This is a genomic window from Curtobacterium sp. PhB78 (assembly GCF_003751685.1).
Classification (GTDB): Bacteria; Actinomycetota; Actinomycetes; order Actinomycetales; family Microbacteriaceae; genus Curtobacterium.
On the sequence record NZ_RKIA01000001.1, the window covers coordinates 576,360 to 601,058 of the forward strand.

General features: G+C 72.2%; 12 protein-coding genes, 1 tRNA gene and 1 other RNA gene. 11 read left to right on the forward strand and 3 right to left on the reverse strand.

The annotated features are described in order from the left end of the window. Positions 1 to 33 precede the first annotated feature (33 nt). A complete protein-coding gene (locus tag EDF53_RS02915) occupies positions 34 to 2,052 on the forward strand; it encodes a helicase HerA-like domain-containing protein (RefSeq protein WP_123292132.1) in 2,019 nt (672 codons plus the stop codon). A gap of 19 nt (positions 2,053 to 2,071) precedes the next feature. Here the strand turns inward: EDF53_RS02915 and EDF53_RS02920 are convergent, their stop codons facing one another. Together EDF53_RS02920 and EDF53_RS02925 are read right to left on the reverse strand one after the other, a co-directional pair. Next, the gene (locus tag EDF53_RS02920; protein WP_123292133.1) at positions 2,072 to 2,716 is read right to left on the reverse strand and encodes a hypothetical protein; all 645 of its coding nucleotides are present in this window, start codon (positions 2,714 to 2,716) and stop codon (positions 2,072 to 2,074) included. Between the two features lie 353 nt (positions 2,717 to 3,069). After that, positions 3,070 to 3,157 (reverse strand) — tRNA-Ser (locus tag EDF53_RS02925). Positions 3,158 to 3,278: 121 nt separating this feature from the next. Between EDF53_RS02925 and pta the strand changes: the two genes are divergently transcribed. Next, positions 3,279 to 5,387, forward strand: a complete 2,109-nt coding sequence (gene pta, locus EDF53_RS02930; RefSeq protein WP_123292134.1) for a phosphate acetyltransferase — start codon at positions 3,279 to 3,281, stop codon at positions 5,385 to 5,387. Between the two features lie 66 nt (positions 5,388 to 5,453). Next, a complete protein-coding gene (locus tag EDF53_RS02935) occupies positions 5,454 to 6,650 on the forward strand; it encodes an acetate/propionate family kinase (RefSeq protein WP_123292135.1) in 1,197 nt (398 codons plus the stop codon). Positions 6,651 to 7,174: 524 nt separating this feature from the next. On the opposite strand, the gene EDF53_RS02940 is transcribed toward EDF53_RS02935, so the two are convergent. Then, positions 7,175 to 7,849: an SDR family oxidoreductase gene (locus tag EDF53_RS02940; protein WP_123292136.1), complete on the reverse strand. Its 675-nt coding sequence runs from the start codon at positions 7,847 to 7,849 to the stop codon at positions 7,175 to 7,177. 37 nt (positions 7,850 to 7,886) lie between these two features. On the opposite strand from EDF53_RS02940, the gene ffs reads away from it, so the two are divergent. From ffs to EDF53_RS02980, 8 genes are all read left to right on the forward strand, one after another. Then, an RNA gene (gene ffs / locus EDF53_RS02945) (signal recognition particle sRNA small type) lies at positions 7,887 to 7,983 on the forward strand. Between the two features lie 206 nt (positions 7,984 to 8,189). Then, positions 8,190 to 15,803 carry a choice-of-anchor G family protein gene (locus EDF53_RS19520; protein ID WP_123292137.1) on the forward strand — a complete coding sequence of 2,538 codons (7,614 nt, stop codon included), beginning with the start codon at positions 8,190 to 8,192 and terminating at the stop codon, positions 15,801 to 15,803. 164 nt (positions 15,804 to 15,967) lie between these two features. Next, a complete protein-coding gene (locus EDF53_RS02955; RefSeq protein WP_123292138.1) occupies positions 15,968 to 18,754 on the forward strand; it encodes a DNA polymerase III subunit gamma and tau in 2,787 nt (928 codons plus the stop codon). Beyond that, positions 18,754 to 19,353: a recombination mediator RecR gene (gene recR, locus EDF53_RS02960; protein ID WP_111084231.1), complete on the forward strand. Its 600-nt coding sequence runs from the start codon at positions 18,754 to 18,756 to the stop codon at positions 19,351 to 19,353. The genes EDF53_RS02955 and recR overlap by 1 nt, the downstream gene beginning before the upstream one ends. A 116-nt stretch (positions 19,354 to 19,469) precedes the next feature. Beyond that, positions 19,470 to 20,735, forward strand: coding sequence for an aspartate kinase (locus EDF53_RS02965; RefSeq protein ID WP_123292139.1), 1,266 nt, complete (start codon positions 19,470 to 19,472; stop codon positions 20,733 to 20,735). Positions 20,736 to 20,767: 32 nt separating this feature from the next. Further along, positions 20,768 to 21,820 carry an aspartate-semialdehyde dehydrogenase gene (locus tag EDF53_RS02970; RefSeq protein ID WP_123292140.1) on the forward strand — a complete coding sequence of 351 codons (1,053 nt, stop codon included), beginning with the start codon at positions 20,768 to 20,770 and terminating at the stop codon, positions 21,818 to 21,820. 112 nt (positions 21,821 to 21,932) lie between these two features. Then, positions 21,933 to 23,420, forward strand: coding sequence for a malate:quinone oxidoreductase (locus tag EDF53_RS02975; RefSeq protein ID WP_123292141.1), 1,488 nt, complete (start codon positions 21,933 to 21,935; stop codon positions 23,418 to 23,420). 46 nt (positions 23,421 to 23,466) lie between these two features. Further along, positions 23,467 to 24,573, forward strand: a complete 1,107-nt coding sequence (locus EDF53_RS02980; protein WP_123292142.1) for an Rv2578c family radical SAM protein — start codon at positions 23,467 to 23,469, stop codon at positions 24,571 to 24,573. The last annotated feature ends 126 nt before the right edge of the window (positions 24,574 to 24,699 follow it).

Genomic DNA, 24,699 nt, shown 5'->3' on the forward strand with positions numbered 1-24,699 from the left:
ACAGCGGCCCCCGCGCGTCCATAGGCTGTGCCCATGAGCGACGCGGTGGAGCAGGCACGGGCAGCGGCCGAGGCCGCCAGGCAGGCAGCGGACGAGGCACGCCGGCTGGCCGACGAAGCCGTGCAGCGGGCCGAGGAGCTCGCCGCCGCACTCGCCGGACAGGAGGCCCGGCTCGCCCCCGACGCGGAGCCCGCCTCCGCCACCCCACCCGGTCCAGAGCCCACCACCGCAGGACCCACCGCAGCCGTCCCGGACGACGCGACGGCGGCTCCCGACGCGGCCGTCGCGGCACCGGCGGACGCCCCGGCGGCCGGCACCGCGCCTCCCGGCAGTGGCGCAGCCCCGCTCGGGCCGGACGCCGTCGCCGCGATCCGCACCGGCTACACCGTCGAGGGGCAGGCGCTCGAACTCGGTGCCCTGGTGAACGGCGAGGCGCAGCCCGACGTCCAGGTCCGCATCCCGCTCGGCATGCTGAACCGGCACGGGCTGGTCGCCGGTGCGACCGGCACCGGCAAGACCCGCACGCTGCAGGTCCTCGCCGAACAGATCGCGGCGAACGGCGTGCCGGTCTTCGCGGCCGACATCAAGGGCGACCTGTCCGGGCTCGCGGTGGTCGGGCAGGGGAACGAGAAGCTGCTCGCGCGCACCGCGGGCATCGGCCAGCAGTGGCAGGGCGTCGCGAGCCAGGCGGAGCTCTTCTCGCTCGGTGGTCAGGGCACGGGCGTGCCGATCCGCGCGACGGTGTCCGGGTTCGGGCCGTTGCTGCTGTCGAAGGTGCTCGGCCTGAACGACACCCAGGAGTCCTCGCTCGGACTGGTGTTCCACTACGCGGAGCAGGCCGGGTTGCCGCTCGTCGACCTGGCCGACCTGCGGAGCGTGCTGACGTTCCTGGTGGGCGACCAGGGCAAGGGCGAGCTCGCCGAGCTCGGTGGTCTGTCGAAGCAGACCGCCGGGGTGATCCTGCGCGAGCTCATCACGTTCGCCGACAAGGGTGCCGACCAGTTCTTCGGCGAGCCCGAGATCGACACGCAGGTGTTCCTGCGCACGGCGGCGGACGGCCGGGGCATCGTGAGCCTGCTCGAGGTCCCGGGCGTGCAGGACCAGCCCGAGGTCTTCTCGACGTTCCTGATGTGGCTCTTGGCCGACCTGTTCAACGAACTGCCAGAGGTCGGCGACCAGGACAAGCCGAAGCTGGTGTTCTTCTTCGACGAGGCGCACCTGCTGTTCAGCGGGGCGTCGAAGGACTTCACGGACCAGATCGTGCGGACCGTGCGGTTGATCCGGTCGAAGGGCGTCGGGATCTTCTTCGTGACCCAGACCCCGAAGGACGTGCCGAACGACGTCCTGGCGCAGCTCGGGTCGCGCATCCAGCACCAGCTGCGGGCGCACACCCCCGACGACGCGAAGGCGCTCCGGGCGACGGTGTCGACCTACCCGTCGAGCGACTACGACCTGGGCGAGGTGCTGACCTCGCTGGCGACCGGCGAGGCGATCGTCACCGTCATGAACGAGAAGGGTGCGCCGACGCCGGTCGCGTGGACCCGGTTGCGCGCGCCGCAGGGGTCGATGGACCCGATGCCCGCCGCCGAGATGCAGTCGCGGGTGCAGGCATCGCCGTTGCTCGCGACGTACGGCACCCGGGTGGACCCGGACTCGGCGCACGAGATGCTCGCGCGTCGGATGGAGGCAGCTGCTGCCGAGGCCGCGGCGGCGGACGCGCAGAAGGACGCAGCCCTCGCGGCGGCCGAGGCCGAGAAGGAAGCCGCGCGGGCGGCGGCGACCGCGGCCAAGGAAGCCGCGGCGCAGGCCAAGCAGGAGGAACGCGAGCGGGCTGCTGCGCAGAAGGAGTACGAGCGGACGCAGCGCGAGTTCGAGAAGGCCGAGCGGGCTGCGGCGTCGCGGCGTTCGGGCCGGTCGGGGCGGAGCACGCGGACGACGACCTCACGGAAGGCGGACGACCCGCTGTCGGAACTGCTCGGGTCACGGCTCGGCGGCACGATCGCGAAGGAGGTCGTGCAGGGGATCTTCTCGACGCTGCGCCGACGTCGGTGACGTCCAGCAGCTCCGAGCGTCAGCGACCGAGCAGGCCGGTGAACTCGACGACGAGCAGACCCAGGACGACGAGTGCTGCCACGCCGCCGACGAGCAGGTAGGCCGGCCGCTGTTCGTACCAGGCGCGGCTCGACGGGTAGCGCTTCGCGAAGACCCGGGCCGAGACCGGACGTGCCTCTTCCGTCACCTGGACGCCCAGGGCGTCGACGACCTGGGCGAGTCCGTCGTCGCCCCACACGTCGGCACGGATGCGGAACAGGTGCGCACCCGTCGCGTCGAACGCCACGAGTTCGCGCATGGTGCGGTCGACCGAGCTGCCGTAGGTGGTGGCGAGCACCAGACTGTGCACGCGGTCGCGGGGGATCCGACGGTGCGCGGTGACCACGCCCCGGATCGTCAGGCCGTCAGGGTCGATGCCGATGTACGCCGTGCTGAGTCGGACGAAGACGACGCCCACGAGGACCGCCAGCGCGACGACCACGGTCGCGACCATCGCCCACGTCCGGAACGGGAACGACACCCAGACCAGGGCGACTGCGAGCGGCACGGCCGAGAACACGATGCTCAGCGCCGTCGAACGGACCAGGGACCGGCGGGGGCGGAGGACGACGTCGTACACGGTGGCACGCAGGTGCGGCGTCGCTGGCACCGTCATGTCCCCCATGCGCGTCTCCTGAACCCTCGGGTCTCCCGGGCTCGCCGAATCGGCCGCCCTGCGAGCGACGCCCCTGCCGCTCGATGCACCGCGGTCGACTCGTCCCGGAGTCGTCCGCTCCGGCAAGCATAGGCGCACGACGGGGACCGAGGACAGCCCGTTCCACCCCGGATCGGCGTTTGACGGCCAGTCCTTGGCGAACAGGGGACAGACGGGTCCGCAGCGTGGGGGACCAGCCGGCGCGATCACGACGCGCGCCGCCCGGAACGACGAAGGCCCCGCACTCGGTGCGGGGCCTTGCTGGCGGAGAATGGGGGATTCGAACCCCGCAGTTGGGTGCTGTGCGCGCACCCAACTGCTGCTGGCGGAGAATGGGGGATTCGAACCCCCGAGGGCTTGCACCCAACACGCTTTCCAAGCGTGCGCCATAGGCCACTAGGCGAATTCTCCTTGTGCCGTCTCGCGACGGCGACACCCAATGGTACAGGTTCCCAGGGGTGCTCACGACCGTGTGTCGTCGAGGCGTGTGCTCCCAGTTGTCGTGACATGTCCGGCGACTACCCTGGGGCGCGTGTCGACCCGCATCTACATCACGTCAGCAGAAGGGCACACGGGCAAGAGCACCGTCGCCCTCGGTGTCCTCGAGACCCTCGCGCGCTCCGTCGGCCGCGTCGGCGTGTTCCGCCCCGTCGCCCGCTCGGTCGCCGAACCCGACTACGTGCTCGAACTGCTGCTGCAGCACACCGCGGTCGGGATTTCGTACGACGACGCCGTGGGGGTCACCTACGACGACGTCCACGCGGATCCGGACGCAGCGCTCGGCACCATCGTGAACCGCTTCGCCCAGGTGGAGCGGCAGTGCGACGCGGTGGTCGTGCTCGGGTCCGACTACACCGACGTCGGCAGCCCCACCGAGCTGTCGTTCAACGCGAAGGTCGCCGCGAACCTCGGTGCCCCGGTACTCCTCGTCCTCGGTGGTCGTGACGCAGCCGAGCGCGGTGCCCGCACGCCCGAGGGGATGGCGCAGGTCGCGGACGTCACGACGAGCGAGCTGCGAGCGGCACACGCGCAGCTGTTCGGCGTCGTCGTGAACCGCGCCGACCCAGAGGCCCTCGCCGCGATCGTGGCGAGTGTCGAGCGGGCCGTGCACGACGACCACCCGGACGTGCCCGTGTGGGCGATCCCGGAGGACCGCGTCCTCGTCGCCCCGACCGTCCGCGCGCTGCTGCAGGCGACCGACGCGACCCTGGTGCGCGGGGACGACGCCCTGCTCGACCGCGAGGCACTCGGCACCGTCGTCGCCGGCATGAGCATGGAGAACGTCCTGCCCCGCCTGATCGAGGGCGGCATCGTCGTGGTCCCGGGCGACCGCAGCGACGTCCTCATCGCGACCCTGCTGGCGAACCAGTCGGACACGTTCCCGAGCCTGGCCGGCGTGATCCTGAACGGCGGGTTCGAGACCGCACCGCAGATCTCCCGGCTGCTCGAGGGCCTGTCGAGCTCGCTGCCGATCGCGCAGAACGACCTGGGCACGTACGACACCGCCCTCCGCATCACGCAGACCCGCGGGCGCCTGGCGGCGGACTCGCCCCGCAAGGCCGACCTCGCGCTCGCCCTGTTCGAGCAGCACGTCGACGCCGAGTCCCTGCGCGACCGCCTGCAGCTCACGCCGTCCGGCGTCGTCACGCCGCTCATGTTCGAGCACGGCCTGCTCGACCGGGCACGGGGCTACGGCAAGCACATCGTGCTCCCCGAGGGCGAGGACGACCGCATCCTCCGCGCGGCGTCGACGCTGCTCGCCCGCCAGGTCTGCGAGCTGACGATCCTCGGCGACCCCGCCGCGATCCGCACCCGCGCGACCGAGCTCGGACTCGACCTCGACGCCGCCCAGCTCGTGTCGCCGTTCGACCCCGAGCTCCGCGAACGCTTCGCCGAGGAGTACACCCGCCTCCGGGCGCACAAGGGCATGTCGATCGAGCTCGCGCGCGACACCGTCACCGACGTCTCGTACTTCGGCACGATGATGGTGCAGCTCGGACTCGCCGACGGCATGGTCTCCGGTGCGAAGCACACCACCGCGCACACCATCCGGCCGTCCTTCGAGATCATCAAGACCCGTCCGGACACCTCGATCGTGTCGAGCGTGTTCCTGATGGCGCTCGCCGACCGGGTCCTGGTCTACGGCGACTGCGCGGTGATCCCGGACCCGACGAGCGAGCAACTCGCCGACATCGCGATCTCGTCGGCCGAGACGGCGACCCAGTTCGGCATCGACCCCCGCGTCGCGATGCTCAGTTACTCGACCGGCGACAGCGGCACCGGCGCCGACGTCGACAAGGTCCGCGCGGGTACCGCCTTCGTCCGCGAGCGTCGCCCAGATCTGCTCGTCGAGGGCCCGATCCAGTACGACGCCGCTGCCGACCCGACGGTCGCGAGCACGAAGATGCCGGACTCCCCGGTGGCCGGCAAGGCGACCGTCTTCATCTTCCCGGACCTCAACACGGGCAACAACACCTACAAGGCCGTGCAGCGCTCCGCCGGCGCGGTCGCCATCGGGCCCGTCCTGCAGGGACTGCGCAAGCCGATCAACGACCTCTCCCGCGGCGCCCTCGTCAGCGACATCGTGAACACCGTCGCGATCACCGCGATCCAGGCCGGCACCGCGTCCGACGCGGCCTGACCTGCGCGACGCACACCGCGCCTCCCGTCCGGCCGACCAGGCCATGAGCAGAAAGCGACACCACCCGTGACCGCAGCCCTCGTCGTGAACTCCGGATCGAGTTCGTTCAAGTACCAGCTCATCGAACTCGAGGGGGAGCGCACGCTCGCCTCCGGGCTCGTGGAGCGCATCGGCGAGTCGGCCGGCGCGTGGAAGCACACCAACGCGCTGACGGGGGAGTCGTCGTCGAACGACGCAGCGTCCGTGCCGGACCACGCCGCCGGGTTCCAGGCGATGATCGACGCGTTCGCCAAGGTCGGCCCGTCGTTCGACGAGCACCCGCCGGCCGTCGTCGGCCACCGCGTCGTGCACGGCGGCACCACCTTCGACCGCGCGACGGTGGTGACGGACGACGTCGAACGACAGATCGAGGCGCTCAACAGCCTCGCGCCGCTGCACAACCCGGCGAACCTCGAGGGGATCCGGGCCGCGAAGCAGGTGTTCTCCGACGTGCCGCACGTCGCCGTGTTCGACACCGCGTTCCACCAGACCATGCCGCCGCACGCCTACACCTACGCGATCCCGGCCGACCTGGCGGCGAAGTACTCCATCCGCCGCTACGGCATGCACGGCACGAGCCACAAGTACGTCTCCGAGCAGGCCGCGGTCTTCCTCGACCGCCCGCTGTCCGAGCTGAAGACCATCGTGCTGCACCTGGGCAACGGAGCCTCGGCCGCAGCGATCGACGGCGGGAAGTCGATCGAGACGTCGATGGGCCTCACGCCACTCGAGGGCCTCGTCATGGGCACCCGCTCCGGCGACCTCGACCCCGCCGTCCTGCTGCACCTGCACCGCGAGGCCGGGCTGTCCTTCGACGAGCTCGACACCATGCTCAACAAGCAGTCCGGGCTGCTCGGCCTGACCGGCAACGGCGACATGCGCGACGTCCAGGACGCCGCCTTGAACGGTGACGAGGTCGCCGAAGCGGCGCTCGCCGTGTACCGCCACCGCATCCGTCGCTACGTCGGCGCCTACACGGCACAGCTCGGCGGGCTCGACGCGGTGGTCTTCACCGCCGGCGTCGGCGAGAACAACGCGCTGCTGCGCCGGCGCGTGCTCGCCGGGCTCGAGCACCTGGGCATCGAGATCGACGCGGACCGCAACGAGCTGGGATCCCGGGAGGCCCGGGTCATCTCCACGGACACGTCACGCGTCGCGGTGCTCGTGATCCCGACGAACGAGGAACTGGAGATCGCCCGACAGTCGGCTGCGGTCGCGCTCTGACGCGGGGCGCGCTGCGCGCTGCGCGGGGCGCCGCGCGGTGCGCTGCGCGGCCTGGTGTCAGCACGGTGCGGCCTGGGTGGGCTGGTGCGGGGTTGGTCGCTGGGTGCGCGCTTGTGGCGCGGCACGGAGCGTGCAAGCTCGCACGGGGTGACGAGGTGCGCACGGTGCGGACGGGAGGCGCGGGGCGGGCTGGCGCCGTGCCTCCCGTCCGACGCTGGGTCGCGGTCACCGCACGGTGCGGCCTGCGTGGGCTGGCGCGGGGTTGGTCGCTGGGTGCGCGCTTGTAGCGCGGCACCGGGCGTGCAAGCTCGCACGGGGTGACGAGGTGCGCACGGTGCGGACGGGAGGCGCGGGGCGGGCTGGCGCCGTGCCTCCCGTCCGGCGCTCGGTCGCGTTCACCGCACGGTGCGGCCTGCGTGGGCTGGTGCGGGGTTGGTCGCTGGGTGCGCGCTTGCAGCGCGGCACCGGGCGTGCAAGCTCGCACGGAGTGACGAGGTGCGCACGGTGCGGACGGCGCGCGCGCCTCAGGACAGGGCGTCGAGGGCCGCCGGGATCGGCGTGTTCCCGCTCGTGACCTCGAACTGGACCCCGACGGCCGAGTCGTCGAGCAGCGCGTGCAGCACGACCGTGGCGACGTCGGCACGGGGGATCGAGCCGCGTGGGACGGTGCGCCCGACGTCGACCGTTCCTTGCGGCGGCGTGTCGAGCAGGCCTCCCGGACGCACGATCGTCCACCGCAGCCGTCGGGCGCGCAGGTTCGCGTCGGCCTCGGCCTTCGCCCGGAGGTAGACCTGGAACACGGCGGCGTCGTCCTTCGCGGGGACCACCGCGGCCTCGGCGTCGTAGGTGTCCGCCGCCATCGCCGACACCATCACGTAGCGGTCGATGCCCGCGCGCTCCGCGGCGTCCGCGAGCAGGATCGCGCCGTCCCGGTCGACGGTGAGCTTGCGCTCCGCACCGCTGTTCGGCCCGGCGCCGGCGGCGAACACCACAGCGTCGACCCCGCGGAGGCGCAGTGCCAGGTCGTCGTCGCCGAGCTGTTCGAGGTCCGCGACGATCGCCGTGGCACCCTGCTGCTCCACGTCGGCGACGTGTGCAGGGTTGCGGACGATCGCGACGGCGTCGTGTCCGGCGTCGGTGATCTGGCGGGCGAGGAGCAGTGCGATCTGGCCGTGTCCTCCGGCGATGGCGATCTTCATGTGTCAATCCTGCCCGGTCGCATCCGGTAGAGTTGTCGGCGGCTCCTCACGTGACGCCATCCAGGTGAACTCCCCCAGGGCGGAAACGCAGCAAGGGTAGCCGGGCTCTGGCGGGTGCGTGAGGAGTCTTTTCTGTCTCCGCGCCGTCTCCGCGCCGTCTCCGCGCGTCTCCGCACCGCTTCCGCATGTCTGTTTCGTAACGGGTTGCGGACAGCAACCTGATCGTGTGTAAAGATCTGCCTCAGGAACTCCCAACCAGGGTTCCTGACTCCACCGCCTCACCAGCGGGGGAGATCCGAGGATCAGGTGGCGGGTGCGCCCGCCAGGATGAGAGACACGCATGCGCAGGCACGCGTCGCAGCGCGGTACCCGGGTACCGACCGCAGCGAACAACTGGACACGACGGATCATCGATGCTGGCGACCGAGCTCGACGACGAGCATCGGACGATCGGCGTCTCCTCCTGCGCGGCAGTGTCATCGCCACGGTGACGGCGCTCGTCGCCGCCACCGTGGCGATCCAACCGGCGGCGGCGGCACAGACCGACGTCGCCGAGGGCGAGGGCGTCCTGCTCAGCGGCTCCGGGATCGTCAACGTCGACGACATCGCCCAGCTCGGTGGTGCGTACTCCGCACGCGGGGTGACCACGGGCGGCGGCACGACGAACCAGCCGCTGAACCTCACCGCCCTGAACGCGGTGGGCGTGGACCTGGGCAACGACATCGACCTGCTCGGCACCAACGGCATCCTCACGCTCGGGGTCAACGGGCAGTACGCCACCACCTCGGCATCGGGGGCCACGGCGTCGTCCGGCCTGCTGACCAACGACGGCGGCATCGGGGTCGGCACGGGACTCGGCACCGGAGCCAGCACCCTGAACCTCAACCCGCTGTTCTCGCGGGTGGGCGCGGACACCACGGTGCTGTCGAACGCGCAGCTGCAGATCGGTGCCCTGGCGTCCCGCATCCAAGCCACACGCGGCGCCACGGTCGGCACCACGACCGACTACCGCATCGCCGGCGCGAACCTGAACCTCACCAGCCCTGCGGTCGCGGGCCTGACGACGTCGCTGCGGACCGACCTGCGCACGCTCTCGAACTCCGTGAACACCACGGTCGGGGCGAACGGCGCCCTGTCCGGCACGACGACGGCGCTGACCGCCGAGCTCCAGCGGCTGCTCCGGTCCACGGCCCTCGGACTCGTCAACCTCAACGGCACGAACGTGACCGCCTCGGTGAACCTCAACCTCGACGGCACGCTCGAGCAGGTGCTCGCACAGCCGCTGACGGACGGCGCGGTGACGATCACGCCGGCGACCGGCGCGATCACCGTCGACCTCGACAAGCTGACGACACTGAACAACCAGCCGGCGAACACCCCGGTGCTGACCGAAGCGGCCGTCAGCTCGATCAACCAGAGCATCACGACGATCCTCGGCACCCAGCTGCCGACCGCGCTGCAGACCGCCGTCGTGAACACGATCAACTCGACCGCGGTGGCCGTCAACGTCACCGCCAACGTGAACCTGGCCGGCGTCCCGCTCACCGCCCTGGCGCTCCGGGCAGACACCACGCTCGGCGCCCTGGCCGGCACCGCCCCGGCGAACGCCACCGTCACCGCGACCGGCGGCCCGCTCGGGCTGACCGTCCTCGGGAACCTGCTCGCCCCCGCTGTGAACTCCATCGTGGTCCCGGCACTGCAGACCATCGTGCGGCCGCTCGTCACCGGCACGGCCCTGACGACCCTCGGCACCACGCTCACCGCGACGACCACCGCGGTGTCCACGCTGCTGCGCCCCGTCGTGCTGCTGCTCCGCCAGGTGGTCGACCTGACCGTGAACGCACAGGACACCACCACCGGCTTCCGCGACCAGCGCGGGTACGACCCGGGGTCGCGCAGCGTGCACGCCCTCCGGCTCTCGGTGCTGCCCGGCGCGAACGTCGCCACCGTCGACCTCGCCACCTCGACCGTCCGCGCGACGGCCATCGCTCCGCCGACCATCACGGCCCCGACGGCGAACCAGCAGTTCAGCGTCCCCTCGGCCTCGTCCACCCGGAGCATCACCGTCAGCGGTGCCGGTGAGCCGGGCGCGACCATCGCCGTGAGCCTCGGCGGCGGACGCACCGGCACGGCAACCGTGGCGGCGAACGGCACGTGGACGACCTCGATCCCGAACGTCCCGGTCGGCGACCACACGGCCACGGCGAACCAGACGGTCAACGGGACGGCGGCGGGCTCCGCGACCCAGACCTTCTCGGTCGTCGCACAGCAGGCACTGACCATCACGACCCCGACGGCCGGTCAGACCTTCACAACCACCGGGACGACCACGCCGGTCGCCCTGACGGGCACGGCGACCGCCAACGCGCGGATCGACGTCGACCTCGGCGGCGGCCGGACGGCGACCACCACGGCCAACGGCAGCGGCGCGTGGAGCGTCACCGTGCCCGGCGTCCCCGTGGGCGACCAGACCGCGAGCGTGACCCAGACGGTCGGCGACACGACCTCGAACCCCGTCACCCGGGCGTTCCGCGTCGTGGCCGCCGCGGGCCTGACGATCGACACCCCGACGGCGGACCAGGACTTCCCGCTCGCGGGCGACACCCGGTCCATCCCGTTCTCGGGAAGCGCGCAGCCAGGGGCCCGCGTGGACGTGGACCTCGGCGACGGCCTGACCGCGACCACCACGGCGAACGCCGGTGGCACGTGGTCGACGAGCGTCACCGGTGTCCCCGCGGGTGACCGCACGGCGCAGGTGACCCAGACGGTCGGTGGCACCACGAGCAGCCCGGTCGAGCGCGACTTCACGGTGACGGCGGCTCCGGGGCTGACCATCGACGAACCGGCCGACGGCAGCACGATCACCGTCGCGGACGCCACGTCGACGACCCCGGTCACGGTCTCCGGCTCCGCCGCCCCGAACGCTCGGGTCGCGGTCGGCATCGGCGGCTCGTTCACCACCACGGTGGACGCGGACGACGACGGCGACTGGACGGCGACCTTCGTGGGCGTCCCGACCGGCGACCGCACGGTCACGGCCCGGCAGACCGTCGACGGCACGACCTCGGCAGCGGTGACCTCGACCTTCACCGTCGCGGCCGGTGACCCCATCGCAATCACCTCGCCCGACGACGGTGACGTGGTCACGGTCCTCGACGCGGACACCACGGCCGACCTCGAGCTGACCGGCACGGCCGAGGGCGGAGCCGAGGTCCAGGTCTCGCTCGGTTCCGGGCGCACCGCGACGACCACGGCCGAGGACGACGGCTCGTGGACCGTCACCGTCCAGGACGTCCCGGTCGGTCGGTACACGATCGCGGCGACGCAGACGGTGAACGGCACGACCTCGCCCGCCGTCCGTCAGGTCGTCACCGTGCAGGCGGGCGCTCCGCTCGCCGTGACCGCCCCGGTGCAGGACGCGACCGTCACGGTCGCGACCGACGACTCGGTGGTGGACGTCACGGTGCGGGGGACCGCGCAGGCGAACGCCGACATCGAGGTCGTCCTGGACGGCGGCGACGCGGTCGCCACGACCGCGAACGCGCAGGGCGCCTGGTCGGTGACCCTGTCGGACGTCGGCACGGGCGACCACACCGCCTCGGTCACGCAGACCGTCGGCGGAGCGACCTCGGCGCCGATCGACCGCGACTTCACGGTCGAGGCCGGCGACGCCCTGGTCATCGAGGCACCGGGCGACGCACAGGAGATCCCGGCGGGCACCGGCGGACAGGCGAACGTCGTCCTCCGGGGGACCGCCGAGCCGGGTGCGACCGTCGCCGTGACGATCGACGACGCGGACGCCGTCGAGGTGGTCGCGGACACGGCCGGCAACTGGGCGGTCCCGAGCACCCAGCTCGGCATCGGCGACCACACCGTCACCGCGGTCCAGACCGTGAACGGCACCGACGGTCCCGTCGTCACGCGGGACTTCACCGTCGTGCCGGGCAATGCGATCGTGATCGACACCCCGGCGAGCGGCACCCGCTTCGTCGTGGTCGACGACGACGCCACCGCGACGGTCCGGATCACGGGCTCGGCCGAACCGCTGGCCGCCGTCTCCGTCTCGGTCGGACCGGGCACACAGTTCACCACGACCGCGGACGCCGACGGCGCGTGGGCCGTCGACGCCACCGGCCTCGCCCCCACGGGCGTGTACACGGTGACGGCGAGCCAGGAGATCGAGGACGTCGTCACGAGCGCCATCCCGACGACCTTCCAGGTCGTCACGGCGAACGCACTGACCATCACGGCTCCGAGCACCGACCCGATCACCGTGGCCGGTCCGGACGTCGAGCGCGACGTCACCGTCTCCGGCACCGGTCAGCCCGGTGCCCGGGTCACCGCGTCGACCGCCGGCGCGGACGACCAGCTGGACACGATCGCGGCCGACGGGACCTGGTCGGTGACGTTCCCGGACCTCGGCGTCGGACCGCACCCCGTGTCGGTGACGCAGACGCTCCCGGGCACCGTGTCCGACCCGCGCACCTCGGCACCAGCCCAGCGCACGATCACGATCGAGGCCGCCGACGCGGTGTCGGTCACGTCGCCCGACGCCGACGACGTCCTGCTCGTGCCGGACGCGGACGCGACGCGTGACGTCGTCGTCTCGGGGACGGCGGAGCCGGACGCGCCGGTCACGGTGCGGCTCGGCGGCAGCACGCTGACCACCACCGCGAACGGCGACGGCGACTGGACGGTCACGTTCGGCGGGGTCGGTGTCGGTACCCCGACGCTCACCGCGACCCAGACCGTGGGCGGGACCACTGCCTCCAGTCCGACCCAGACCGTCACGGTGCGGGCGGGGACGGCCCTGACCATCGCGACCCCCGAGGACGGCGACGTCCTGACGGTCGCGGACGCGGCGGGCACCGCCGACGTCGCGGCGAGCGGCCTCGCGCAGGCCGACGCCGAGGTCACGGTGCGGCTCTCCACAGGCGAGACCCAGACGGTCAGGGCCGACGACGACGGCGCCTGGCAGGCGACGTTCGCGGACGTGCCCGTGGGCGACCACCGCGTCACCGCGACCCAGGTCGTCGGCGGCCAGACGTCGTCGCCGGTCACGGCGGCGGTGTCGGTCCGTGCCGGTTCCCCGCTCGTCGTCTCGACGCCCGCCGGTGCCACCGCCGTCACGGTCGCCGACGGCGACGCCACCACCGACGTCGACTTCGCCGGCACCGGCCAGCCCGGCGCGACCGTCACGGTCGACCTGGGCGACGGCGGCAGCGCGACGGCACGGGTCGACCAGCAGGGACGGTGGTCGACCACGGTCGACGACGTGCCGACCGGGTCGTTCACGGCCTCGGTCACGCAGTCGGTCAACGGCACCACGAGCGCCGCGGTCGAACGACCGGTGTCGGTCGTGGCCGCCGCCGCGCTCACGATCCGGCAGCCGGGCGACGACCCGATCACGGTCGCCGACGACGACGCCACGACGACCGTGACGGTCGCCGGCGACGCCGAGCCGGGCTCCACCGTGACGGTCACGGTCGACGACCGCGACCCCGTCGAGGTCACCGCGGGCGACGACGGCTCGTGGACGGTCGACGTCCCCGACCTCGGAGTCGGCGAGCACACCGTCGAGGTGACCCAGACCGTCGACGGCTCCACCTCGACCACACCGGCCTCGACCACCTTCGAGATCGTGCCGGCGGCCCCCGTCGTGATCGACGAACCGACCGTCGGCCAGGAGTACACGGTCGCCGGTGAGGACGCGACCACCGCGGTCGACGTCAGCGGCACCGCGCAACCCGGAGCGACCGTCGTGGTGGACCTCGGCAGCGGCCGCAGCGAGTCGACCACCGCGGACGACGACGGCGCCTGGAGTGTCACCGTCCCCGGGGTGCCGGCCGGCAACCGGACCGTGAGCGTCACCCAGCGCGTGGGCGACACGGAGTCGGCTCCGGTGACGGTCCGCATCCGCGTCCTCGTCGCCGCCCCGATCACGATCGCCACACCGGCGGACGGTTCGACGGTGCGGGTCGCCCAGCGGGACTCGGTCGTCACCCTCACCGCAGGCGGCGCGGCCGAGCCCGGTGCACGGGTCCGCGTCACGATCGACGGGGGCGACCCCACGACCGTGACCGCGACCGACGCGGGCACCTGGACCCTCGCGCTGCCCGGCCTGGACGTCGGGGAGCACACGATCCGCGTGACCCAGACGGTCGACGGCTCCACGTCCGAGCAGGTCCGGAGCACCTTCACGGTGGCTCCCGGTGCCGCCCTGACGGTGACCGCCCCGGCCGACGACGCGACCTTCACCGTGCCGGACTCCGACCCGACCGCGACCGTCCCGGTCAGCGGCCAGGGCCAGCCCGGCGCCGACGTCCGGATCGTTCTGGACGACGACGACCCGGTGATGGTGCGGGTCGGGTCCGACGGCCGCTGGTCGACGAGCCTGACCGGCGTGCCGGCCGGTGACCACACCGTGTCGGTCACCCAGGTCGTGAACGGGACCACGTCGTCCCCGGTCGAGCGCGACGTCACCGTCGTGGTCGCCGAGGCGGACGCGATCGTCGTCACGGCTCCGGCCGACGGCACCGCGTACCGCGTGCTCGGCGGACGGACGGACGTCCGCGTGGTCGGCACCTCGGCGCCGAACGCCGCGGTCTCGGTACGCATCGACGGCGGCACCGCGGTCACGACGACCGCGGACGACGACGGCGACTGGGCGGTCACCGTCCCGGGCGTCGGCACCGGTCCGCACACGATCGCCGCCAGCCAGACGGTCGACGGCGCCACGACGGACGCACCGGAGGTCGGCTTCCGGGTGACCGCAGTGACCCCGGTCACCGTGACGAGCCCGACCGACGGACAGGTGGTCCCGACGACCGGCACGACCGCGTCGATCCCGGTGAGCGGCACGGCCGAGCCCGGGGCGACGATCACAGTCGACGTCGACGGACGGACCGCGACGACGACCGCCGGCGACGACGGGTCGTGGACGGTCACGGTCGCTGGCGTGCCGGCAGGGGAGCACACGGTGTCGGTGACGCAGACGGTCGGCGGTCGGACCTCCGACCCGGTGACCAGCGCCGTCACCGTCGTGGTCGCCCAGGCGACCGACATCACGATCACCAGCCCGACCCCGGGTCAGCTCATCCCCGCGAACGGTCCCGGCGACACCGGTTCCTTCACGGTGACCGGGCACGCGACCCCGGGGGCGGCGGTGACGGTCACCCTGTCGAACGGCCAGGTGCGCACCACGACCGCCGACGCGGACGGTGACTGGAGCGTCACGTTCGACCGCGTGCCCGAGGGCGAGTGGACGATCCGTGCGACCCAGTCCGTGAACGGCACGACGACCGCCGCACCCGAGGTGCCGATCGTCGTCGACGCCGTGGACCCGCTCGCGGTCACGTCGCCCACGCCGGGTGCGCACCAGACGGCCTCGGCCGCCGGGTACGTCGACTGGCTGGTCACCGGCACCGCCGAGCCGGGAGCGACCGTCACGGTCGTCGCCGACGACGGGACACCGGTCACCACGACGGCGGACGAGACCGGCGCCTGGTCGGTGACGGTGCGGCTCGCGGTCGGTCCGCACACCCTCCGGATCACCCAGACGGTGGCGGGTGCGACCTCGGCCGTCCAGACGATCAGCGTGGTGGTGGACGCCGCCACGGTGACGCCGGGTGAGCCCGGGACCCCGGGTGACCCCGGGACGCCCGGCACCCCGGGGAACCCCGGTACGCCGGGAACGCCGGGAACGCCGGGAACCCCGGGGACGCCAGGCCTGCCGGGCACGCCCGGGACCCCGGGAACGCCCGGTGCGCCCGGCAACCCGGGCAACGGCACGGGTGCCGGCACCGGGTCCGGCACCGGCCCCGGCGGACTCGCCTGGACCGGCGCGGAGGTCGCCCCGATCGCCGGGACGGCAGCCGGACTCGTGGTCCTCGGGTTCCTGCTGCTGGGGCTCTCCCGCCTCGCCAGGGGTGCCCGCCGCCGCAGCCGCGGCTGAGCCCGAGCAGCGTCACGCACCGCGCCTCCTGTCCGACCCCGAGTCGGCCGGGAGGCGCGGTGCCGTCCGTGCGCTCGGCCCACTCTGGGCAGGCGGTCCGGTCCAGTGCCCGTGGACCTGTGGAGGGGCACGCGGGTGTCGGTCGTCCCGGCTACCCTGGTCGCGTGGTCACCGCCCTGTATCGCCGTTACCGGCCCGAGAACTTCGCCGAGCTGATCGGGCAGTCGCAGGTCACCGACCCGCTCCGCACGGCGCTCCGCACCAACCGCGTCAACCACGCCTACCTGTTCAGCGGTCCGCGCGGCTGCGGCAAGACGACCTCGGCCCGCATCCTGGCGCGGTGCCTCAACTGCGCCGAGGGGCCGACCGACACCCCGTGCGGCGTCTGCCCGAGTTGTGTCGAACTCGCCCGTGACGGCAGCGGTTCGCTCGACGTCATCGAGATCGACGCCGCGAGCCACAACGGTGTCGACGACGCGCGCGACCTCCGTGACCGCGCCGTGTTCGCCCCCGCGCGCGACCGCTACAAGATCTTCATCCTCGACGAAGCGCACATGGTCACCCCGCAGGGGTTCAACGCGCTGCTCAAGCTGGTCGAAGAACCGCCGGAGCACGTCAAGTTCATCTTCGCGACGACCGAGCCGGAGAAGGTCATCGGCACCATCCGGTCGCGCACCCACCACTACCCGTTCCGGCTCGTGCCGCCCGCCGTCATGCTCGAGTACATCGAGCAGCTCTGCACGCAGGAATCCGTGACGGTCGCACCCGGCGTCCTGCCCCTGGTCGTGCGCGCCGGCGGCGGTTCCGTCCGCGACACCCTGTCCCTGCTCGACCAGCTCATCGCCGGCAGCGAAGACGGCGCGATCGCCTACGAGCGCGCGGTCGCCCTGCTCGGCTACACCGATGCCGCGCTGCTCGACGACGTCGTGGACGCCCTCGCCGTGGCCGACCCGGCCTCCGCCTTCGCTGCGATCGACCGGGTCGTGCAGACCGGTCAGGACCCGCGTCGGTTCGTCGAGGACCTGCTCGAGCGACTGCGCGACCTGATCGTCGTCGCGGCGACGAACGAGAGCGCCGCGGCGGTCCTGCGCGGTGTCTCGCCGGACGAGCTCGACACCATGACCCGGCAGGCCGGTGTCTTCGGTGCCACCGGGCTGTCCCGTGGCGCGGACATCGCGAACAAGGCGCTGACCGACATGACCGGAGCGACCTCGCCCCGGCTGCACCTCGAGCTCATGACGGCCCGCATGCTCGTGCCCGAGGCCGACGACACCCAGCGCGGTGCCCTCGCCCGGGTCGAGCGGCTCGAGCGCCGCGTCGGCGTCGGGGACGCCGGCGGCCACCAGGCACCGTCCGGCGCGGTCGCAGCGCAGGGGTCCGCACAGCCGGCCGCCACCAGCACGGCGCCCGCTCCGGCCCCGTCGTCGACTGCGGCACCGCGTCGGCAGGAGCCCGCCGTCCAGCAGGCGCCGGCGGCGCAGCAGGAGCCCGCCGCGCAGCAGGCTCCCGCCGCGGCGTCGGCGAACGCGGCTCCGGCGGCGCAGTCCGACGCCGGCAGTGCGGCACGTGACGCCGCAGCCTCCTGGGCTGCAGCCGTCCCGAGCGCTCCCGAGCCCGCTGCTCCGACCACCGAACAAGTCAGTGCTTCGTCCACGGGCCAGGGCACGACGATCGGTGACGAGCCGGCGGTCCGGACCGTCGGCGCCGTGGGCTTCCAGCAGATGCGCGACGCCTGGCCGCAGATCGTCGAGCACGTGCAGCACGCCAAGCGGTCGGCGTGGTCGGTCGTCGTCACCGCACAGGTGACCGCGCTGCGCGACGACGTGCTGACCCTGACCTTCCCGAGCCAGCAGGACGTCGCCTCGTTCAAGGAGATGTCCGACCCCTCGGCCAGCGTCAGCGAACTGCTCCGCGCCGCGATCATGGACGTCATCGGGCTCCGCGTGAAGTTCGTCGCCCGCGGTCCCGGAGGGCCTGGTCAACAGCGCACCCCGGCTCCCACGCAGCAGCCGTCCGCGCCGGCCGGCCGTTCGGCACCGGCGAGCCAGCCCGCTGAGCAGGCGCAGCCGCAGTCGCAGTCGCAGCCGCAGCCGCAGACGTCGTCGGCGCCGCAGTCCGCCGCGCCCGCTCCGACGTCGGCCCCGGCCCCGGCCTCCGAGGCCGCTGCAGCCACCGGGGACGGTCCGGCCGCCCCTGCTGAGGCCGCCGCCTCCGCAGCGCCCGACACGACGGCGGCACCCGAACCCGCGGCGTCCACGCCGGAGTCCGGTCCCGCCGCCACCGAGCCGGAGCCCCGTCCGGCGCAGGCACCCGCTCCGGCGTCGGCGCCGGCTCCCGCTGCTGCGTCGGCACCCGCTCCGACGCAGACACCCGCTCCCGCGCAGGCGCCCGCACCGTCCGGCGCACCCGTCACCGACTGGGCGGTCGCGACGATCCCCGCGAGCGACCCCACCGCCGACGCCGTGCCCGAGTCCGTCGAACCCGGCTGGGCGGCACCCTTCGGCACCGCTCCGGCCGCCGCGCCCGTCGCCCCGGCGGAGTCCGTCGACCCGCAGCAGCCCCGGTCCGAGGCGCCAGCGCAACCCGCCGGTGCCACCGCACCGCAGGGGGTGCAGCCGACCGACGGCGGACCGCAGGCGGCGTCGTCGACGGTCGCCGCGCCTCCCGGAGGACCCGTCGTACCGGGCGTGCCCGTCGACGACTACCCGCTGGACGACGAACCGTACGACGACGGCGCGCCGTTCCCGGACCCCGGTCACGGCCGATCCGCTGCAGCGCCCGCGCAGGCACCGACCGCCCCGCGCGCACAGACGGCTCCGCCGGCCGCACCGCGGACCGCACCACCGGCACGTCGTGCGCCGGTCGCCGGTCGCTACGGTGAGGCCGTGGTGCGTGAGATCCTCAATGCCCAGTTCATCGAGGAGACCGCTCTCCACCAGGACGGTGCCTGATGTACGACGGGATCGTCCAGGACCTCATCGACGAGTTCGGTCGCCTGCCGGGCATCGGCCCGAAGTCGGCGCAGCGCATCGCGTTCCACATCCTGCAGACCGAGTCGTTCGACCCGTCGCGGCTGTCCGAGCTGCTGGCGGACGTCAAGGAGCGCGTGCGCTTCTGCGAGATCTGCGGCAACGTCACCGAGAACGTCCAGTGCAGCATCTGCCGCGACCCGCGCCGGTCGCCGGCCACGATCTGCGTGGTGGAAGAGGCGAAGGACGTTGCGGCGATCGAGCGCACCCGTGAGTTCCGCGGGCTCTACCACGTGCTCGGTGGCGCGATCAGCCCGATCGACGGCATCGGCCCGGACGACCTGCGGATCCAGCAGCTCATGACGCGCCTGGCCGACGGCACGGTCGAAGAGGTCATCATCGCGACCGACCCCAACCTCGAGGGCGAGGCGACGGCGACCTACCTGAGCCGGCTGCTCGTCCCGATGGGCATCCGGACGACCCGGCTGGCCTCGGGCCTGCCGGTCGGCGGCGACCTCGAGTACGCCGACGAGGTCACGCTCGGCCGCGCGTTCGAGGGCCGTCGCGTCGTCGGCGGCTGAGCTCCACGCAGGATCGTTGCGTGTGGGGCGGCTCGCACGCAACATCCTCGAAACACCTACTACCATTGTGAGACCGCGTGACCTCGCGGTGTCGCCGTCTCCGGGAGTACCAGCCAGTGGCCTTGATCGTGCAGAAGTTCGGTGGATCCTCCGTCGCGGACGCCGAGAGCATCAAGCGCGTGGCGAAGCGGATCGTCGAGACGAAGAAGGCCGGCAACGACGTCGTCGTGGCGGTGTCGGCGATGGGCGACACCACCGACGAACTCGTCGACCTGGCGCACTCGGTCACCCCGATCCCCGCCGGCCGTGAACTCGACATGCTCCTGACCGCGGGGGAGCGCATCTCGATGGCGCTGCTCGCGATGGCGATCAAGAGCCTCGGGGTCGAAGCCTCGTCGTACACCGGCAGCCAGGCGGGCATGCTCACCGACGCGCAGCACGGCAAGGCGCGCATCGTCGACGTCACCCCGAAGCGCGTGCGTGAGGCGCTCGACTCCGGCCACGTCGCGATCGTCGCGGGGTTCCAGGGGTTCAACCGCACGACGGGCGAGATCACCACGCTCGGCCGTGGCGGCTCGGACACGACGGCCGTCGCCCTCGCCGCCGCGCTCGACGCCGACGTCTGCGAGATCTACACCGACGTCGACGGCATCTTCACCGCCGACCCTCGGGTCGTGCCGAAGGCCCGCAAGGTCGACCGCATCACGAGCGAGGAGATGCTCGAGCTCGCGGCGTCCGGCGCCAAGGTCCTCTACATCCGTGCCGTCGAGTACGCCCGCCGGCACGGCGTCACCCTGCACGTCCGGTCCTCGTTCAACAACACCGAGGGCACCATCGTCTACAACCCTGCCGAGGGGGAAACCGTGGAAGAACCGATCATCACCGGGATCGCCGGAGACCTCTCCGAGGGGAAGATCACCGTCGTGGGCGTCCCGGACCAGCCGGGCAAGGCCGCCGAGATCTTCACCAACGTCGCACGCGCCGGGGCGAACATCGACATGATCGTCCAGAACGTGTCGGCGGCGTCGACCGGGCGGACGGACATCTCGTTCACCCTGCCGAAGGACCAGGGCCAGACCGTGCTCACGGCGCTCGAGGTCGCGAAGTCCGACATCGGCTACGAGAGCATCCAGTACGACGACCAGATCGGCAAGCTCGCCCTGGTCGGTGCCGGTATGCGCACGAACGCCGGCGTCTCGGCGAAGCTCTTCCGCGCGCTGCACGACGCGTCGATCAACATCGAGATGATCTCCACCTCGGAGATCCGCATCTCGGTCGTCACCCGCGCCGACACCCTCAACGAGGCGATGCGGGTCGTGCACAACGCGTTCGACCTCGACGCCGAGGCCGAAGCCGTCGTCCACGCCGGCACCGGCCGCTGACCCACGCTGACCCGCTGAACCAGGAGCACCGCATGAGCACCCTCACCGTCGCCGTCGTCGGCGCCACCGGACAGGTCGGCGCCGTGATGCGTCGTCTGCTCGAAGAGCGCGCGTTCCCGGCCGACCAGGTCCGGTTCTTCGCGAGCGCCCGGTCCGCCGGCACGACCCTGCCGTTCCGCGGCGAGCAGATCGTGGTCGAGGACTCCGAGCTGGCCGACCCGTCGGGCATCGACATCGCCCTGTTCTCGGCCGGTGCCACCGCCTCGCGGGCCCTCGCGCCGAAGTTCGCCGCCGCCGGGGCACTCGTCGTCGACAACTCCAGCGCCTGGCGCATGGACCCCGAGGTCCCGCTCGTCGTGAGCGAGGTCAACCCGCACGCGATCGACCAGGCCCCCAAGGGGATCATCGCGAACCCCAACTGCACCACCATGGCGATCATGCCGGTGCTCAAGGTGCTGGACACCGAGGCCGGGCTCCGCCGTCTGGTCGCCACGACCTACCAGGCCGTCTCCGGCTCCGGACTCGCCGGCGTCGAGGAACTCCTCGGCCAGGCGCGTGCCGCCCTCGAGCAGGACACCGCAGCGCTCACCCACGACGGTTCCGCAGTGACGTTCCCCGAGCCGGTCAAGTACGTCCGCCCGATCGCCTTCGACGTCGTGCCGCTCGCCGGCAGCATCGTCGAGGACGGCCTGGGGGAGACCGACGAAGAGAAGAAGCTCCGCAACGAGAGCCGCAAGATCCTCGAGCTCCCCGACCTGCTCGTCGCCGGCACGTGCGTGCGTGTGCCGGTCTTCACGGGCCACTCCATCTCGGTGCACGCCGAGTTCGAGCGTCCGCTGTCGCCCGAGCGTGCGACCGAGATCCTGTCGAGCGCACCGGGCGTGGAGCTGTCGGACGTTCCGACGCCGCTGCAGGCCGCCGGTCAGGACCCCGCGTTCGTCGGGCGCATCCGTGCCGACCAGTCCGCGCCCGAGGGGCGTGGGCTCGCACTGTTCGTCAGCAACGACAACCTGCGGAAGGGTGCAGCGCTCAACGCGGTGCAGATCGCCGAGGCGATCGTCGCGCGCCGCACCGTCGCCGCGTAGCCGCACCGTCGCCGCGGAGCGGCAGAGTCGCCGCTCAGCGGCGCGGCCGCGCGCCGCACGGTCACCGCGCGCGGCTGACCGGCCTGTCGGTCGACGCCGGTAGGATCGACGGGTGGCAGTGAAGCAGGTGGACCCGATCGATGTCGTCCTCGTCGGGGGAGGCATCATGAGCGCCACCCTCGGCGCGATCATCCACCGGCTCGAGCCCTCGTGGAAGATCCGCGTGTACGAGCGTCTCGGCGCCGTCGCGCAGGAGTCCTCGAACCCGTGGAACAACGCCGGCACCGGGCACTCCGCGCTCTGCGAGCTGAACTACACGCCGGAGCTCGCTGACGGTCGCGTCGAGATCGCGAAGGCCGTCACGGTCAACGAGCAGTTCCAGGTCTCGCGGCAGTTCTGGTCGCACCTGGTCGAGATCGGCACGCTGCCCGACCCGTCCAACTTCATCAACCCGACCCCGCACATCTCCTTCGTCTGGGGTGCGGACAACGTCGAGTACATGCGCAAGCGGTACGAGGCGATGCGGGGGCACCCGCTGTTCGCCGGGATCGAGTTCTCCGACGACCCCGCCCAGATCCGCAAGTGGGCGCCCGCGCTCATCCCCGGTCGCAAGAAGGACCAGCCGATCGCGGCGACCTACTCGGCGGCAGGCTCCGACGTCGACTTCGGGTCGCTCACCCGGCAGCTGTTCGACCAGCTCGAACTCGACGGGCTCGAGTTCGAACCGAACCACCAGGTCAAGAACATCTCGCGGGGCAAGGACTTCGACGGATGGGCGCTCGACGTCCTGAACGAGGTCGGTCGGTCGACGCAGAAGATCGCCGCGAAGTTCGTCTTCGTCGGTGCCGGTGGTGGGGCCCTGCAGCTGCTCCAGAAGTCCGGCATCCCGGAGATCCGCGGGTACGGCGGCTTCCCGGTCTCCGGCGAGTTCCTGCGCACCGACGACCCCGAGGTCGTGCAGAAGCACGCCGCCAAGGTCTACGGCAAGGCCAGCGTGGGGGCGCCGCCGATGTCGGTGCCGCACCTGGACACCCGCATCGTCGACGGCAGCGCGTCGTTGATGTTCGGGCCGTACGCCGGGTTCAGCCCGAAGTTCCTGAAGCAGGGGTCGCTGCTCGACCTGTTCAAGTCGATCCGACCGCACAACCTGCGCCCGATGCTGAGCGTCGCGTTCTCGAACTTCGACCTGGTGCGCTACCTGATCGGCCAGCTGCTCGCCTCGAAGCAAACGAAGTTCGACGCGCTGCGCGACTTCATGCCGAGCGCCGAGCCCGAGAACTGGCACAAGATCATCGCGGGCCAGCGGGTGCAGGTCATCAAGCCGGACAAGGACAAGGGCGGGGTGCTGCAGTTCGGCACCGAGGTCATCACGGCTGCCGACGGTTCGATCGCCGGGCTCCTCGGGGCCTCGCCGGGGGCGTCGACCGCCGTGCCGATCATGCTCGGCCTGCTCCGGAAGTGCTTCCCCGACCGGTGGGACGGCTGGCAGGACGCAGTCCACGAGATGGTCCCGACCTACGGGCGGGACCTCGGTGACGACGCCGCCCTGGCCGACGCCACCCTCGAGCGCACGGCGAAGGTGCTCGGCCTGCACCACTGACCGGCTCCGGCTTGCGGCCCGTTCGAACATGTGTTCGAATGACGGCATGCGGTGGAGTGGACAGGCGATCGATGCCGAGCAGAGCGATGCCCTGCCGGGCATGGAGTCGAACAGTGGGTTCGTCCGGAGTGTGACGACGCCCGAGTTCGCGGGAGTCACGTTCCACGAGGTCCTGGCGAAGAGTGCGCTGAACCGGGTGCCGAGCGCCGACGGCTCCGGCACCTACGGGTGGACCATCAACCCGTACCGGGGGTGCAGTCATGCGTGCGTGTACTGCTTCGCGCGGCCGACGCACACCTACCTCGAGTTCGACGGCGGAGCCGACTTCGACCAGCAGATCGTCGTGAAGACGAACGTGGCCGACGTCCTGCGGCGTGAGCTCGGCAAGCCCACGTGGGACCGCCACCCGATCGCGCTCGGCACGAACACCGACCCGTACCAGCGTGCCGAGGGTCGGTACCGGCTGATGCCCGGGGTGATCCAGGCGTTGGCGGACAGTCGCACACCGTTCAGCATCCTGACGAAGGGCACGCTGCTCCGGCGCGACCTGCCGCTCCTGGCCGAGGCGGCGAAGGTGGTGCCGGTCGACCTCGCGATGTCGATCGCCGTGTACGACGACGACCTGCAGCAGTCGGTGGAGCCCGGCACGCCCACGACGGCTGCGCGGCTCGCCACCGTGCGGGCGATCCGCGACGCCGGGCTCGGCTGTGCGGTGTTCCTCATGCCCGTGCTGCCGTACATCACCGACACCCGTGCGCAGCTCGACGACGCCGTCGGTCGGGCTGCTGCGGCCGGTGCCACGAGCGTCATGTACTCCGCGCTGCACCTGCGGCCGGGCGTGAAGCCGTGGTGGTTCGAGTGGCTCGGACGCGAACGGCCGGACCTGGTGGCGCGCTACCGGGCGATGTACCTCGACAACACCTTCGCGCCGAAGGACTACCGCCGCTGGCTGTCGGAGCGCATCCGACCGATCCTGGCGGCGCACGGCGTCGGCCTCGGACGCGTTGACCCGGCGACGGGGTCGATGGGCTTCTCGGACCCCTCGACGGTGCCGCAGGAACAGTCGATCCCCACGACGTCGCCGCTCAAGCGCGCGGATCCGGGCTTCGACCGCCGTCTGCTCCGACCGGTCGTGACGCAGACGTTGTTCTGAGCAACGAAGGTTGCGCGTTCGGGGGACATCGGTGCGTGGTGGGGGCCGGTATCATCGACCGGGTCGCCGAACGGACGCTGTTTCGGGGTACACGGTCAGCACCGAGGTGTTTGATCGTGGGCGGCA